The sequence below is a fragment of the Pseudomonas extremorientalis genome, from assembly GCF_024584605.1.
Lineage (GTDB): Bacteria > Pseudomonadota > Gammaproteobacteria > Pseudomonadales > Pseudomonadaceae > Aquipseudomonas > Aquipseudomonas extremorientalis.
Genome location: NZ_CP089519.1, coordinates 694276 through 710952 on the forward strand (window position 1 = coordinate 694276; position 16677 = coordinate 710952).

The 16677-nt window shown below is 60.8% G+C and carries 2 protein-coding genes and 1 pseudogene; 1 reads left to right on the forward strand and 2 read right to left on the reverse strand.

Going from position 1 to position 16677, the window contains the following annotated elements; genetic code table 11:
* Positions 1-9: 9 nt before the first annotated feature.
* Both LUU92_RS03025 and LUU92_RS03030 read right to left on the reverse strand, forming a co-directional pair.
* Positions 10-6945, reverse strand: a complete 6936-nt coding sequence (locus LUU92_RS03025) for an NEL-type E3 ubiquitin ligase domain-containing protein (RefSeq protein WP_257103138.1) — start codon at positions 6943-6945, stop codon at positions 10-12.
* 105 nt (positions 6946-7050) lie between these two features.
* Entirely contained in the window at positions 7051-13065 is a 6015-nt protein-coding gene (locus LUU92_RS03030; protein WP_257103139.1) for a dermonecrotic toxin domain-containing protein, read from the reverse strand.
* 498 nt (positions 13066-13563) lie between these two features.
* Between LUU92_RS03030 and LUU92_RS29095 the strand changes: the two are divergent.
* A pseudogene (locus tag LUU92_RS29095) lies at positions 13564-14286 on the forward strand (dermonecrotic toxin domain-containing protein); the annotation flags it as partial.
* Positions 14287-16677: the final 2391 nt, after the last annotated feature.

The window sequence follows — 16677 nt, forward strand, 5'->3', positions numbered from 1 at the left end:
GGGCGACCGTTATGGCGCACGGTCGCCTGTCATGTTTCTGGAGGGGCCGGGTTGCGGGCTGTCGTCGCCAGGCGGCGTCAACTCGGCGACCTCCCGACGTGACAGGTCCAGCAGTTTGAGGTTGCGTTCCGTCTGGCGATCAATCTCCAGCATATTCACGGCCTTTTGGTAGTCCTCGTCCATTGTTTCATGGGCGTCTTCCAGGGCCTGGTGTTTGCGGTCGGCCTCACTCTCCAGGGTTTCGAGTTCTACGGGGTATTTTTGCCCTAGGTAGTCCAGCCAGTAATCCCGGGTGATCAGGTTTTCATAAAAGACATCGCTATGTTCCTGTTCCAGAATCCACTGGCGCGCCTTGACCAGTGTCTCGCCACTGATCGGACGGTCGTACATCATGCGTGTGGGTTGCCCAGGTAGCAGCAGTTTGTCTTTCCAGCCAGCGCGCAGGCCGATGCGGTAGCGCAACCGGACTTCGGCCTGGTCCACCATGCCACTGGCTTGCTTGATGAACGCCATCGCCAGCTCTTCGGTTTTATCCAGGCGGTACAACTGGCGGGATAGCTTCAACAGGGCGTCGCCTTTCAAATCCAGGCGGGTGGGGTCGATGCTCATCAGTGTCTGTTGCTCGTAGACCTTGACCCTCAGCCCGCTGAACGTGAGCAACCTTCCATCCCCACAGGTGCCATGGCTGGCAGACAGGCCGAACAGGGTCTGACGCAATTCCGTGTTACCGGCAGCGGCTTCCAGCACCGTGCGTACTTGCTGCGCCAGATCGACGCGTGCGTACCTGAACTCATCGGTGTTTTGCAGGCTCTTGAGCAAGTCGAAGAATTCTGCGTTGTCGGGTTCAGCCAATAATTGAGCCCACATCTCCCGGAAGCGATCCTGTTGGAGCGCTCCCAGCTCACTGATCCAGGGGGCAAGTAGGCGACTGTCCGTCGAGGGCACTGGTGCGACTTGATCGACGCCTGCGATGTGCGGCAATTCAAGGCGCAGCGCCACGGCGAGTTCGTGACGGGTCATGCCAAGGGCGCGGGCGCTTCCCGTGCGGTCGCCGTAAGCGAGCAGTGCGCTCAAGCTTTGTTCGGACAGAGTGGGGGTGTTTGAGATATCGGTCCCCGCCATCAGGTTATCGTGGCTACCGTCCAGCGCCTCGAGCGGGATCGATGTGATGAGGTTCGAGCCGATGTCGAGTTGGCGCAGGCGGCTCGACTCCAGAGTGCCCTGGGGCCAATCGGTCAGGCGATTGCTGCGTAGGTTCAAAATCCGAAGTGGCGAGGTACTGTCGATGCCGTAGCTGGTCAGGGCGTTATTGTTCAGGTTCAACTGTTGTAGATGCCGGAGCTCGCTGAGGGTGCTGTGCAGTGTCTGCTCGTCGTGGAACAGGTTGTACGCCAAGTCCAGGTCGCGCAGGTCGCGCATGCGTTCCAGTGCCATGGGCAAGCGTTGAAGCCCATTGTCGACCAGCAACAGCGAATGCAGTCCACTGAAACTGTCCAGGAACCCGTTGGCTCCTGACGCGGTGATCATAACTCCGGACAGGTCGAGGTTGCGCACATGCGAGAAATCCCCGGTCAGGGTCGGCAGGTCTCCTACGCGCAGGCCAGTTAAGGTGAGGGTCTGGCCTGCGCTGTCCGCCATCAATCCGCGGCGCCAGCACTGCAGAATATTCTCAATGACGCGACTGTGATTGAAGGCTGCGGGGAGAAGATCGATATCTGCCGAGGGGATGCGTGCCATGAACCAAGCGTTGAGCTGATGGATCAGCGTTTCCTGCGTGAGGTTCCAGCCATCGATGCGGGCATGGATCTGCAGATCACTGAGGCCTTCGCCGCGCATTCGCTCCAGCCACTGATCCACTGACGGTGTCTCCAGCGGCGGCAGCAGGCGTTGCAGGCGTTGAGTCAGGGGCGCAGAGCCCGGGGCCGTCTCGGGGATTGGCAGCTTCAATAGCGACCGGCCGACCACTGAAGCGATGCTTTCGGAGGGAGGAAAGTGGTCTTGCACGCCATCGGCCAGGCGCTTGAGACTGTTGGCAGGCAAACTCCGGTTCTGTTCAACCTGCGCCCTGGCAGCGTCCAGAGCGGCTTCGCTGGTCGAGCTCAATGGTGCACCTTCAACCTTGATATCAAAGAGTAATGCCTCGCGGTCCAGCAAGGCTTGCGGCAACGTGGTGATCCGGGTGTTGCGCAGGTCCAATGAGTGGAGCTGCTCCAGTGTCTCGACGCCGGTAGGTACCTGTTCCAAATGGGTGCCTCCCAGGTTCAGGCTGCGCAGGTCCGACAGGCCTGTAACGTCTGCGGTTGTCAGCGGATTGTTTTTCAGCGAAAGATGCTGAAGCCCGCGTTGCTGCTGGGCAGAAAACGGCATTTCGGCAAGGTTGCAATTGTCCAGCTGCAAGATATTCAACTGCGGGAACGCGGCGATAAAACCGCGGACTTGTTCTATGGGCGCGCGCAGGTTATTCAGGCCACTCAAGCGCACATCGGTCACATGATTGAAGTTGTTGGCCGGCAAGTCTGGTAGCGCCGTGGCCGGCAGGTCTCTCAACGTCAAATGGCGCACGCGGGGCGTACTCTGCAGTTGATTTTGTGAGTAGCGTTCAAGCGCCCCTGCGCCCCATAAGCCCTTCAGGGAGTTCATTGTTTGTGTCTTCATGCTGACGGGGGGGCCAGCGTCGGCCTGGGACCACGCCTCCAGATACGTGCTGAGTGTGTTGTACTGTTCGCTGAGGGCCTCAATCGCTTGGAAGCGTGCCTGATGCGTTGACCATTGCGTGGCGAAGTTTCTGCTGATTTCGTTACTGTTGTGATAACCCGTCTCGTGGGACATTCGATCCAATTCCCCGGTGCAGAAGTCCTGGACCATGCTTTCCAGGTCGACGATGTGCGGTCGGCTTATGAAGTTGTTGTAGGCCAGCCTGAATTGGTCGAGCGGGTACTTCCTCCAGTCCAGCGACAGTGCCTTCACGAACCGGTTGCTGCTGGTCAGCAACTCCGAAGGCGCCGTTCTGATGCCGGTTCGGTATAGGTTCAGACGGGTCAGGCGCGGAAGTTGGAATACCCCTGTCGGCCAGAAGAGCATCCGCGGCGAGTTTATTTCCAGGCGGCGCAGTTGGCGCAGGGGGCTGACGTCCAGGGTTGGCTGCATTTGTGAGCCGTACCCATCATCGTTCACTTTCAACTCAACCAAGTGAGTGAGGTCACCCAAGCCGTTCAACACCTGGGGCGTGAGTTTTACGCTGAGCTCCAAGTGGTTGATCTTCGGCGTTTGTTTGAGTTTCAGCAGCAGGTCTCCGGCATGCTCCTCTCGTACCGAGATCTTGAGGTTTTCCAGGTTGGGGAAGAGGTTGGACAGTTGTTCGACCGTAAGATGCCAGGCACTCAGCTTACGCACGTGGGGGAAATCTATCGCGATGAAGGGCAGAGGTCCGTCGGCCGGGAGGTAGAAGTAGGTAAAGGCCTTGTTATTCTCGGCCAGGGGGCCGTTTTGCCAGCAGCGCTTCAATGCATCGGCGGTTGCTCTTCTGTCGACTGACCCTTCATTGACCCAGCGCTCCAGTGTGGCTTCCAGGTCTTCCCACTCGCGTCGGCGTTGCTGCAACAGGTCGTAAATCTGGTTGTCGGTTTTTCCGGCGGCTTTCAAGCGCCGGATAAACGCCTTGGCCTTTTTCGGGGTCAGCCCGTGGTACACATCCCGCGCCCTGGATTCCAGGGACGGCGCCAGGCCTCGCCCGCGCCCACTGAAGGCGTACCCTATCTGGTGGGTTCTCGCGCGCGAAGGCGGCATGGGGCGCAGTGGGGCCTGCTCGATCCACTGGGGGGCCAGGCGCGCATGTTCTTTGGCGCTGCGGATGATCGCCTCGCGCAATTGAGCCTGCTGGCCTACGTGAGGGATCCCCAAGGCCTGCCGGGCTTCGTCAGGCAAGGCGTGAAGCACGGAGGCATAGAAGTTGTCGCCATACCGGGGTCGACTGTTGAGGGGTTCACCGCGTTCATTGAACGCCTGGTAGGTCGGGCCGTCCTTGACCAGGTATTTACGCACAGTGCTGCTTTCATCGCCGATGGCATCGATCAGTGCCCCGTCGATACTGTCCCTGCGTATTTCCAGGCGCACAGTGTCCGACCAACCGGGTAATTGCTGCAACGCGTGCAAGGCCAGGCGCTTGGTGTCGGTGGTTGCAACGTGTTCACTGTACAGCCCGGCAAAGGCACGGGTCTGGCGTTCCTGCCGCGCATACCAGTGGGCTTCTTCGCGCATGGCCAAGGGCACGGTGCCTGTGCTTTCAAGGCGGGCGAGGGTTTCCTCAGGCGTATGGGCCAGGATCTCATTGGCCGCAGCCTGGCTAAGCCCCGGCGAGGCCTTGCGCAATTGCGCGACACGCGGGTCCTGGGCTTGGGCGCCTTCATAGAGACGTTCAAAAATAGCCGACCGGCGGGTCTGGGCGAAGTCGCTGAGCTGTTTCCTGAATTCATCGGGCCGGGCCTCTCGGACGCGAGCGCCCTCACCGCCAAGCAGGCGGTTAACCTCGGCCTCATCCAGCGCATCAAGGATACGTGCCGGCAAGCCATCGGCCAGAACCTCCTCGCGGTTCACGCGGATGGGCTCCTTGACAGGATCGCCTGCCGCCAGCCGCTCGGCGCCGTAGCGTACAGGGGTTCCCGTCAGGTCCGGTGCGTCGAACACTTCCAGCACCCGACCCCTTGGCCAGCGTGGCAGCTCGGTGATCAACGGCAGGCAGTAAAGGTATCGCGAGTCGATGGCTTGGCCGCTCTGTACCTGGACGATTACTGCGTCGACACCCTGGTCGGCATCGAACAGGCGAATGGCATTCGCCAGGTCGGCGGGGAGCGGTTGGTTATCCAAGTGAACTTTGCGCAGGGTGTTGTCGCTGATACCGCTGATATCCGCGATCTTGAGCAGTTGCTCGTCGGAATACGGCTCGGTGGCATGCCCCAGGCGTCGCAGCAGGGTCAGGCGGTCCCACGTCAGGGGACGTTCCAGGGTATGGCGCCATGCGCCTTGTCCGTTATGCCGCAGCAGCGGTTGATAGGCCTCGGGCTTGCTGGGGTGTTGGATGCGCCAGGCGTTGCTCGCGGTATCCTGGCTTATTTGATAAACCTTGCCGTCCCGACGGATATAGGTCTTGCCGTCGACTTCATAGCGCCCCAGAGGATCAGGGCGGGCATCGGCGGCCAGGCTGACATCGCTTTCATAGCCTTTGAGGTCGGGTTTCCACAGGCGGGTTTCTCCGTTGGGCAGCACGACCGGGTGCAAGCCCTCGACCACCGGTTCAGCCGGCACGGCCAGCAGTTTGCCGAAGCCTTTGCCGGCACCGGCCATCACGCCGATCAGCACCAGGTTTTCGGCCACGTCCACCAGATGGGCCTTGGCCGCCTTGCGGTCGCCCTCGCTCCACTCTATGGCCCCTTCGAACGCCGTGTATAACAGTTGGGCGCCCATCAATACGAGCATGGCCTCGCCCAGCCCCGGCACCAACATCGAGACGCCGGTCAGCAGCAGTAGGCCGATATTGAGCAATGCCGAGAATTTGCGTGAGCGTACCTGGGCATCCACCTGCGCGGTGGGCACGGCATGGGCGCGGGCATCGTCGAGGAGCTTGTCGCGGTGCTGGTCGAACAGGTAGGCCCACAGGTCGACGTTGGCCGCCCACATTCCATGGCCTTTGCGCGCCACGCCACCGGGGGCGGGGTCGATATCACGCAACGGCACCTGGGGGCGGGGTGCCGCGGGCGGCAATTTTTTGAACCCTGCGAAGGTGAATGCGCCGCGCACCAGGTCGTTGATTATCGACCCGTAGGGTTTGAGCGCCTCACTGAAGCTGCCCGATGGCGCGTCTTTTGTGAACCGCCCAAAGTAATTCGGGCGTTCGGTGTAGGTCACGAACTGGCTGAAAAAGCGTTGGTCCTGGGTGGGCAGGTCACCTGCGGACGGTGTCGGATCGGGTGTGACCAGGCGCTTCTTGAACAATGCGATGCGTTCGGCGTCCGTGTAGCGTTTGAGCGGATGGTATGGGTCGTTGGGGATATAGATGATGGAGTCATCGGTGTAGCGGTACTTGTCGCTGATCACGAACACTATGCAGCCGATCATGCGGTGGCCCATTAGCGTCAGGTCGCGGAACCACACAGGCCGGCCATCCACAGAGGGTGTCAGCTCGCCATTGATGACCGAGAGAATCATCCGATGATCCTGGGGCAGGATGTCCTTGTTCAGCAAGGCCATTTCGGCGGCGGCGCGCAGGGCCGTTTTGTGTGCGTCGATAAAGGGCTCGCGCAATGCCGCCAGGGCGACGGCATCGGCGGGCTTGAAAAAGTTTTTGAGGTACGTCTGGTACTGCGCGCCGATATCCAAAGAGCGACACAGCCCGGTAAATTGCGGTACGGTCAGCGATGTCGCAAGCGGTATGAGTTCACCTGCATGCTCGACCATGAAGCCGGATGCGGCATGAAAGGCGCCGACCTCGCATTCCGACGCTTCGAAGTTGTGCAGGGCGGCGTCGAGCAGCGGCAGCTTCAGCACCTCGAAGCTACTCACATCGATACCGAAGATGCCGATTTCCAGCGGTTGAAGCAGACGGATGTAAGTGCTGTCGACCTCAAGCTCTACGTTGAACTGGTCCTTGAGCGCCGTGACCAGCAAGGGTTTGGCGAATGCATCGATTTCCTTGAAGGTGGATATTGCCTCAGCCAGGCGGGCTTGAGCGGTCGCGCTGGCCGTAATGCTGTCATGCACGGGCTTGCGTTGCGCCGCCGAGGCCCGTAGGTAGCCGTCGGGCAATGTTACGGGAGCGGCCTTGAGCGCCTCGCGTTGCTGTGGCGTGGCTTTTGTCAGCCACTCAGGTAGGGTGCTTTTGAAGAACGCGTCGTGCAGGCTATTTGACGCGGAGGGAGTCGCTTCGCTTTTTGGCGAAGTTGAAATAGTCATGCGGTCTTTCCTTGGGTATTGGGAGCAGACAGCAAATCACGTAAGTAGGCGCAGGCCGGGGTAGATAAAACAGCGCCAGGGAGCGACGCCCCTGGCGCCGTGGGGTCAGCTGAGCGGATGGGTCTTCAGCTCTGTGCGGGTCAGTGCCTCCATCAGCGTGGCTTCCTGGATGGCAAGCCCGGCTTGCAAGTTCTTGGCCTGCTGATCATAAAGCTTGTCGGACAACCGACCCTCGGCGTGTTCGTCATGCAAGGCCGCCAGTTGTTCATGGAAGGGCTGGCCCTGCTCCTCGAATTGCCCCTTGTACTTCTGGGCCAGGTATTCCTGCCAGAACTCCCTGGCGACCAGCGCCTGCAATTCGGCCGGTGAATCGTTCAGCTTGAGGATCTCCTGGCGGGTTTTTTTCAGCACGTCTTCGCTCACCCTGCCTGCGGTGTAGGCCGCCGTCTGCGGTTGTCCAGGCAAGTCCAGTTGGTCCGGGCCCTTGAGTCCGAAGCGATAGGCCAGCCTGATCTCGACCTCATCCAACAGTGCGATCTGCTGGAGTTTTTCCGTAGGCGAGTACCTGGGATTGTCATTGATCGCCTGGGTACGCCGGGCGATATCGTTCAACGCGGCTTTTTCCACCTCGTCGAGGCGGAACAACCCCCTGGCCAGCTTGATCAGCGTAGCGCCCTGGTTCACATCGCTGGCCAGTGCCTTGGCGTTGTGCGCCATGACCATGATCTCCACGTTGCTGAACGACAATCCGGCGCGGTCACAGCAGGTTGCGCGGCCGGCCCACTCGAATATTTGTTCGCGCAGTGCCGCGGATTCCGCAGTGTTCTGGGTAATAGCGTCGATCACTGTCCAGACCCGGTTCTGCAGGTCTGCATGGCCGGCGGGCGCCTCTCTCATGCCTTCGAGCATGGCGAAGAACCCGTCACTGCCCGGTTGTGTTCGCAATTGCTGCCATTGGGCCGTACGGGGCGCGATTTGCGCGTCGGGCACGCCTCGCATCCAGCGGGTCTGCTGTTGACCGATGGCGTGTACTCTTGGCGTCGACGTAACCTGCAGTGCCGAGGAAACCAGTTGGTTAGGGTGGTCGGCCGAACTCAGGCCTACCTGCTCGAGGCGCGCCTGGTATTGGCGCAGCTGTTGTCGCGTCGCCTCGGTCAGCGGGTTGCCTTGGAGCCTGATGGTGTTAGTGATGCGGGCCGACTGCGCCAGTTGCTCGGCAGGCGGATTGATGAGTGAGTCGGGAAGCTCGGTGATGCGGTTGTTCAACAATGCAACGTACTCCAGAAGCGGTTGCGCGCCGATTCCGGTCGGGTAGGTTTCAAGCTCGCAGTTCTGCAGGCTCAGCGTACGTAAGTCGGTAATAGCGCTGAAATCCGGAGCGATGCGCAAGGGGTTGATCGCCATGCTCAACGCCCTGAGCGTTGTACGCTGGGCCAGCACTTGCGCGGTTACGGGAGTGAGCTGGATCTGGTTGCCATGCAAAAGCAAGCGGGTCAGCCCGTTCATTTGATTGAGGGCCTGGGGCAACTCGCGTAACTGGTTGTTCGACATATCCAGCCAACGGACACCGCGATGGCGTAGCAGGAATTGCTCGGGGCTGGTGCTCAGACTCATATTATTGAGTTTGAGCGAGCCGACGTGGCTGAAATCTGCGTCCAGCTCCGGCAGGCTTGGCAGGGTGAGATTGCTGAGGTCCAATTCCCAACCTATGGGGGTAAGGTCGAAAGCCTTTTGTTGAGGCCCTTCCTTGCGCCAGCAACTGATTATCCGGTCCCTTGCCAGGTAGCGATCATCCCGCCCCGCGAAATTGAGCATGCGCTGGCGGGTGCGCACGTAGCCGGTCCCGGTCCTGCTGTTGATGTTGCCACCGGCAGAGGCCCACGTGTTGAGCTGTGTATTGAGCACTTGGAATTCTTGTTCCAGGCGCGACAACTCCGCTTCCAGACCCTCCCCCAAATCCCAGATGAATTGCCGGATCTCCAGCGTGTTGCGATTGGGGTACAGCGCGCGTGCGCGTTCAAGGTGCGGGTTGTTCATGTCGAACGCGTCATGGGTTTTGATCAGGTCCGGACGTTCCGCGGCCAAGCGTTGCCAGTAAGTGTCGAAGCGTTGCCGATAGGCTTCAGGAAACGGGTTGCCTTTCAGGAACGTGACATCGTTGATCCTGGCGATGGTTTCCAGCTGTTCGGGCTGCGGGTCGAGATTTGCCTCGGGAACCTCACTCAGGCGGTTATCGCGCAGGTTCAGAAACTCCAGGTTGGTTTTGTCCAGCAGGCCGGTGGGCCAGTGTTCGATTCCGGAACCCGACAGGTCCAGCCTCTTCAACTCCCGCATGGCGCTGAAGTCCGGGGTGAGGCCCAAGCGATTGCCCGAAAGCTCCAGGGTTTCCAGCTTGTGCAGTGCGCTGAGCCGTGCGGCGCTTTGTGGGGTGAGCACGATCTTGTTCTGGTTCAGCCTCAACTGAGTCAGCTGAGGCATTCTGTCGAGCCCTTCAGGGACGGCGGTGAGTTCGCAGTTGGCCAGGCTCAGCTTTTTAAGCTGGTTGAAATTATTCAGGAACGTCTGCGTGTTGCCACCCCACAGGCGGGTACGCAGTTCCAATTCGGTGACATGGCTGAAGTCTGCCGTGAGCGCGGGCAGGTCCAGCGGTACATAGCTGATGAGTTTGAGCGTACTGCCCGATTCACGACGCCAGCAGCGCTTGATGTCATTAGCGACCGTACTGGCGTACGCGCCGACTCGCGGGTTGTTGGCCTCGACCCACACGTTCAAATCGTCCTCAAGCTTTCGGTACTCGGCTTCCCGTCGTGTCAAGGATGAACGCACTTCGCTGCCAAGCGATTCGATAAAGTCCCTGACTTGCTCATCGCTGAATGAGGGGTAAAGCTTGCGCACCCGTTGTTGCGCAGTGCTGAGCTGCGCTTTGAGTTTCTCGTAGCCACGCCCGCCACCGAGCAACCGCATCGTGGCGTCGTAGGCAGGTTTTCGCACTGGGTTTTCGAGCAACACAGCACGCAGTTGTTCGCGGGGCAAGGGAGTGGACTGGATGGCAGCCCGCAGGTGGTCGGTGTCGGTCACCCGCATGTCGATACGTTCACCCGGTGACAACGTATTCAGAATGGCATCGTACAAATCCGTGGCGTGGTTGCCTTCGAACCGCCCATCGTCGAGCTGTACAAGGATTTTACTCGGTGTTCCGCCCGCCTCGCCGATGGCATCGAGTAAGACGTCCTGAGCATCGTTGGGCATACGCTGGCGCAATTCCACGCGCGTTCCCCTAGGCCAGCCGGGCAAGGTCTCCAGGGTACGCAGGGCCAGGCGCTGGCTGTCGAGGTCGGACGGTGTGTTCAAGTGCAGGTTTTCATAGGCGCGCGACACCCGGGTTTCCTGCTCGGCCCATTGCGCCCGTTCGGCGAGCGCGACCGGCAGGCGCGCGCTGCGGCGAAAGGCTGCCAATTCTGCAGCGCTGAGTTCTTTAAGCAACGGCTCGGCGATGCGTGTCGGCAGTTTAGGGTACGCGTCCTGTACACGTTGTACATCGGGGTCGTTGCTGGCGGTCAGTTGCTGATAACGTTCCTCGACATACGAAGGCTTGATCGACTCGACAAACTCGCCCAGTTGCCGACGCAGTTTGGCGGCCCGCATGGGCAGCGTGTCCAGGGGCGAACCGGGAATGTCGACCAGGTCAGGGTCGGCGCCTTGCAGGGTGTACAGCACCTGATGCAGTCCCTCGCCTCGAGCCAGGTGCTGTTCGTTGAGTACTACCGTGCGCCTGGGCTGGGGTGACAGGGAGGGTACGTCATCCCAGAGTACGCGTCTTTGGCTGTCCATCACCCGCAATGGCGGGGAGCTGGACAACAGTCCACGGCGCTTCATCAGGTCCAGTTGCGTGCCCAGGTCGGCCTTGGGAAAGACGAAAGGATCGGAGCTCTTGAGCCGCTGGATGAGTTCGTTGACCTGCTGGTGGAGTTTGAAGCGTTGCAGCGAATCGGCCAGCAACAGCGGTGTGACTTCGCCATTCACATGCGCTTCGCGCAGGGCGTCGGCTGTGACACCGCTGGCCTCCTGGGCCTTGAGCAACTGGTCAGTGTCCAGCGGCTCGGTGGTATGGCCCAGGCGCCTGAGTGCAGTGGTGTCGTCCCAGTCCAGTGGGGTTTCGCCTTCGTGGCGCCAGGCCCCTTGGTTGTTTTGGGCCAGTTTCGGTGAGTAGGCCTCGGGACGGGTAGGATGCTGAATGCGGTATTCGGCGGTGTTCGGATCTTGCGTGACGCGGTAGGTGTAGCCTTCAAGCGGCAAGATCGTCTGCCCCTCATGGCTGTACAGCCCTTGCGCATCAGGCTGGGCATCGGGCGCCAGCTGGATCGAGGTACGATAGGGGCTCAGGTCGGGTTTCCACAGGCGGCTCTTGCCATCGCTCGACGTTATTGGCTGAGTCGCCTCGACGACCGGTTCAGCCGGCACCGCTGTCAGTTTGGTAAAACCTCTCCCCACGGCGGCCATCGCCGCCAACTGCACCAGGTTTTGCGCGACGTCGATCAGGTGGGCCTTGGCCGCCTTGCGATCGCCCTCCGACCACTCCTTCACGCCGTCAAAGGTTTCCAGCAGAAGTTGGGTGCCCATCACCGCCATCATGGCCTCACCCAACGCCGGTATGAACATCGAGATACCCGTGAACACCAGCATGCCGATGTTGAGCAACTGCGCCAGTTTGCGTGAGCGTACGCTGGCATCCACATCTGCCGTGGGCACCGCATGAGCGCGTGCGTCGGCGTAGAGTTTGGCGCGATGCTGTGCGTAGAGATAGGTCCACAGGTCGAGGTCCTCGCCCCAGAACCATCCCCCGTGGGCCGGCGGCGTGATGACCGGCTCCAGGCGCGGATCAGGATTGGGCACTTGTTTGGGTGGAGCAGGTGGTGGCGAGGGGTGGGTGGTGCTGAAGAAATAGAACGGGTCGATCCCCTGTCGTATTTGATCAATCAGCGGTTTATAGGGCAAGAGCTTCTGGGCGAGGGAGGTGTCCGAGGTGTCTTGGGTGAACTGGCTGAAATACTCCGCCCGCTCTCCATAATGGATGAACTGGCTGAAGAACCGCTGGTAGGTCGTGGGACCTTCCTGCGGAGCCGGCGTGGCATCAGCGGCAGTGAGTCGTTGCTTGAACAGCGGCGTGAGCTGACCCAGGGTGTAGCGCTTGAGCGGTGCCTGGGGATCGTCGGGAATGTACAGCAGCAACTCGCTCCCGTTGTGAAGTTCGCCGCTGACCACGAACACCACCACACCGGTGAGTCGGTGTTGCGTCAGGCTCAGGTCGCGCAACCAGATGCGCTTGCCGTTCAGCACCGGCTTTTTTTCGCCGTCGATTACCGACAACACCATGCGGTAATCGGCGTCGGTGATGTCATTTTTCAACAAGGCCTGTTCAGCCGCCGAGCGCAACGCTGATTTATGCGCGACGGTGAATCGCTCCTGCAGGACGGCCTGCGCCACCGCGTTATTGGGCTCCAGGAAATCCTTGAGGTAAGCCTGGTATTTCGCGCCGATATCCAGCGAACGGCACAGGCTGGTGAACTGCTCCACCGTCAAGGGGGTGGTGACGGCGGTGGAGCCGTCTGCGTTCGCCGACTGGACCACGAACCCCGAGGAGGAATGAAACGCGCCGGCTTCGCATTCCGAGGCCTCGAAGTTGTGCAGTGCCGCTTGCAGCAGCGGCAACTTGAGCGCTTCGAACCAACCGACAGGAATATAGAACTCGGTGAGGGACACGGTTTTTCTCAGCCGGATGAAGGTCTTGTCGACATCCAGCGTGACGTTGAACCGCTCTTTCAAGGCGTTGACCAGCAGGGGGCGGGCGAAGGTGTCGATGTCTTCCAGACTGGACATGGTGTTGTCCAACCGGGTCTGTGCGGCGAAATGGGTGGCGATGCTGGCTTGCAGCGCGTTGCGTTGCGTCGCCGAGGCCTGCACGTACCAGTCCGGCAGCACCGTGCCGGCGGCCTTGAGGGTTTTGCGTTGTTGTGGTGTGGCTTGAATCAACCAGTCGGGGATGGCGCTTTCGAGGAAAGTGCTGTGCACGCTCTCTGAAACGGTCGGTCGAGTCTCGTCTGTTGGGCGTAGAACTGACATGAGTCACTCCTTGGGTTTAGGAGGTGACAGCACATCACTCGCGCAGGGAAGTGACGCGGTAGATAAGTACGCTTAGGCTACCTTGCAAGCGTACGCAGGAACGGGCGGTTCGCGGTGTCCGAACAGCCCAAGCGTGGGCTCGATTGACGTTTACCTGATCACAGCGAACGTCGGATAAATAGTTAGGCCCGCACCCTTCTGCGGGGGACCTAGGATCCCGTGGTCTTCAGATCACACAGTAGCCATCCCATGTCCAAGTCCGTTGCAGTCGAACACTCAGCATTGCCCGTACCCATCGATCAAGGCCAGCATTACACGCTGATCAAACAGGCCATCGCGCCATGCCTTGTCCGGGCCTCGCCCGAGCGTCGCCAGGCCCTCAAAGAGACTGCTCCACAGATTCCCGACTGGTACGCCGCCGCCGCCCAGCACCAGAAAGATCAGCTCAAAACCCTGATGGATGCACGCTGCGACGCGCTCAACCAGTTGGAAAAGTCCATGGGAAAATTGCAGTCAGTGACCGCATTCGCCCAGCCGTTACTGGAGGCTGCCTTGAAAAAGGCGGGCTTCGAACTGGATGTCCATCAAACCTGGCTGCGGCTTTATTCACCGGTGGAAGATGCCTTCGGCCGGCCAACGGGCGGGTTCAAGAGCAAGTCCTTTTCGTTGTTGCAGGCGGCGTTGAACAACTTCGAAGCGCGGGAGGCCGAGAAGGGATTTTTCAACCAATCCTCAGGCTTTATCACCCCACCCGATGCGCGCGGCCAGTTCGAACGCCATGCCACCTCGTTGCAGATCGAAACCTTTGTGCAGTTGTGCCGTGACCTGGACCTGGGCGCGCAGTACCAGGCCTACCTCAAGACCTTCCTGGAACCCCAGGATGCGGTCGCCGAGGGCTTGCTGCGCGAGCGCTACCTGACCCACCAGAAAGCCGCGTTCAAGGCGGCGGCCTACCTGGCCCTGGTCAAGGGTGATATCGACGCGAGCGATCATGCCTTGCTGATGCGCGTGCTGGCCGGTGAACAACCGATCATGCTGGGCGACAAGCAGGTGTGGTACCGCGTGCCGTGCATGATGAACCTGCGCCTGCGCGATTGCCTGGTCATCGACCCCTGCGTCAAATATCGCTATTCCCAATGGGTGATCATCTACGTCCCGGACGACCCCGAGCATCCGATCAAGCGGTACGCGTCATTCGCCGACTTCAGCAACGCCGTGACAGCCCGTCTTACTGCCGGCACGCAGGCCCATGGCGACCGCTCCGTAGAGTTACCGGTTACCGAATACCAGCGGTTCTACAGCCGGTTCATTGATTACCGGCATCGCCCCTACTACTTTCGCCGGCTCACCGAGCTGGTGGTGGATGCACCGCCAGGATCGTTCATCGAGGATTGGTTGCAGTCCGAATGGGGCCAGTACCTCACGTCACTGGTGACGCCGTCGTACCTGCAGAGTATTCCATCGATTTTCGGTGAGCCTCGGCCGCAGACACGGGTGCCGATCAGCGCGCCGGAATTCAATATCGGCGCGAATGCGATCAAGGGGCTGTGGGAGGAAGTGGACCTGTGGCCCCATCGCTACGAAAGCTTGCGCAAGCGCCTGTATGCCGATGCGCGGGCCCAGGCCGTGAGCACTGCCGACGCGGACGATGCTGAACGTTCGCGGCGTCTTGAGCATTATCTGAATACCGGCCTGTTTGCCGTGAACCTGTTGGGCATGGTGGTTCCGCCGCTGGGGGTGGCGATGTCCCTGGTCACGGCGGGGCAGTTGCTATACGAAGTGCTGGACGGTGTTATCGAGTGGGCACAGGGGGACCGCGAAGCCGGTTGGGCGCATATCACCGATGTGCTGGAAAACCTGGCCCTGCTGGCGGCCGGTGCGGGCGTGGCTCACTTGACCCTGTCGCCCTTCATCGAGCAGCTCAAGGCGGTGCAGTTGCCCAGCGGCAAGACCCGGCTGTGGAAGCCCGATCTGTCCATCTACGAGCATCCTTCGCCGTTGCCCGCCGATTCCGTCGCCGACGCACAGGGACTGCATCAGGTCGACGGCAAACAGCTGCTGGAATTGGAGGGCAAGCGCTATGCGGTACGGCAAGACCCGCAGACCGAGCGTTTTCATATCGAGCACCCGTCACGGGGCGATGCCTATTTGCCGCGCCTGACCGCCAATGGCGAGGGCGCCTGGAACCATGAACTTGAGCAACCCTTGAAGTGGCAAGGCGCAACCCTGATGCGCCGCCTGGGGCCGGTGATGGACGGTTTCAGTGACACCGAGCTGGAGCAGATCCGCCACACCAGTGGCGTGACGCAAGACCGATTGCGTCGGGTGCATGTCGAAGGTGAACCGGTGCCGGCGATCCTGCTGGATACCGTGCGCAGGTTCCGTGCCTATCGCGACGCCGGGACGGTGGCCGAGGAGATCGGCGCGGGCAAGCATTCCATCAATTTGTGCGGCTATCCAGCGTCCCTGGTTGTGTACCTCAAGGGTTGGCCGCAACAGTTGGCGATCGAAGCGTTTTGGGACATCGAGCCAAGCGGCCGGTCAGTGAAGTACGGCGACCCCGGTGCCTCCACCCGCGACACCCTGCGGATCAGCCTTACAGAATTGATGAAGGGCCAGTTGCCCGCGCGGGTGATCGGTTTTCTCGACGAAGCCCAGATCCATGCCCTGTTGCCTGGCTACACCCCCAGAACGCCGGAACTGCGCGTCGCTGCCCTGAAGGCACGTCTGCAAACCTTCGCGGTCACCCAGCGCGCGCGCTTGATGCGCAGCCTCTACGCCGGACAGCAGCCGCCCACGGACGCCGCCACCCAATTGATCAAGCGCCAGTTTGCTCGGGTCCCGACGCTCATGGTCCAGGAGTTGCTGGGGAGCGCTACTGCCGAGGAGAGAAAAACGCTCAACACCCGGCAGCGTGTGCCGCTGCGATTGGCCGAGCAGGCGCGCGACCTGCAGCAGAACATGCGCCTGACCCACGCCTACGAGGGCCTGTACCTGGAGGCGCTGGCGGATAAGGACACCGAAGCCCTGGTCGTCAATTCAGTGCCGAGGTTGGCGGGATGGAAGGACAACCTGCGCCTGGAAGTGCGTGAGGCAGAGCTGGACGGTGAGCTACGGGCCAGTTTCGGCCCGCAGCAGGCGACTGAACGCAAGGTGTTGGTGCGGGTTGGAGAGGGCCGTTACCAGGCACGCAATGTCCGCGATGAAACCCTGCATGAGCCCGACGACCTCTACTCAGCTATCCAGCACGCCTTGCCCGACGAGCACCGCCAGGCCATCGGCTTGCCGAACATCAAGCAAGGCCAGGAACTGAAGGCCAGGATCATTGCCGCGGCGCTGCCCCGTGACCAGTTGCGCACGGTGCTTAAACTCCAGCAGCGCCGGTACCTCTTTTCACACCGACCGGCACCGCGCCTGGCGAGCGGGAAGTTGGGGTACCTGGCCAGCAACCACGGTCAGCATACGGCCTGGGGGCATATCATCGAGGAGCGCGTGCGCACCCTTTTCCCTGGGTTTACCTTCGAGCAAGTGAACACGTTCATCGACGACATGGGGTTGGAGTACCAATCCCGGCTCAAGGCCCTGGAGATGGAATACAAGACATTCGACAAC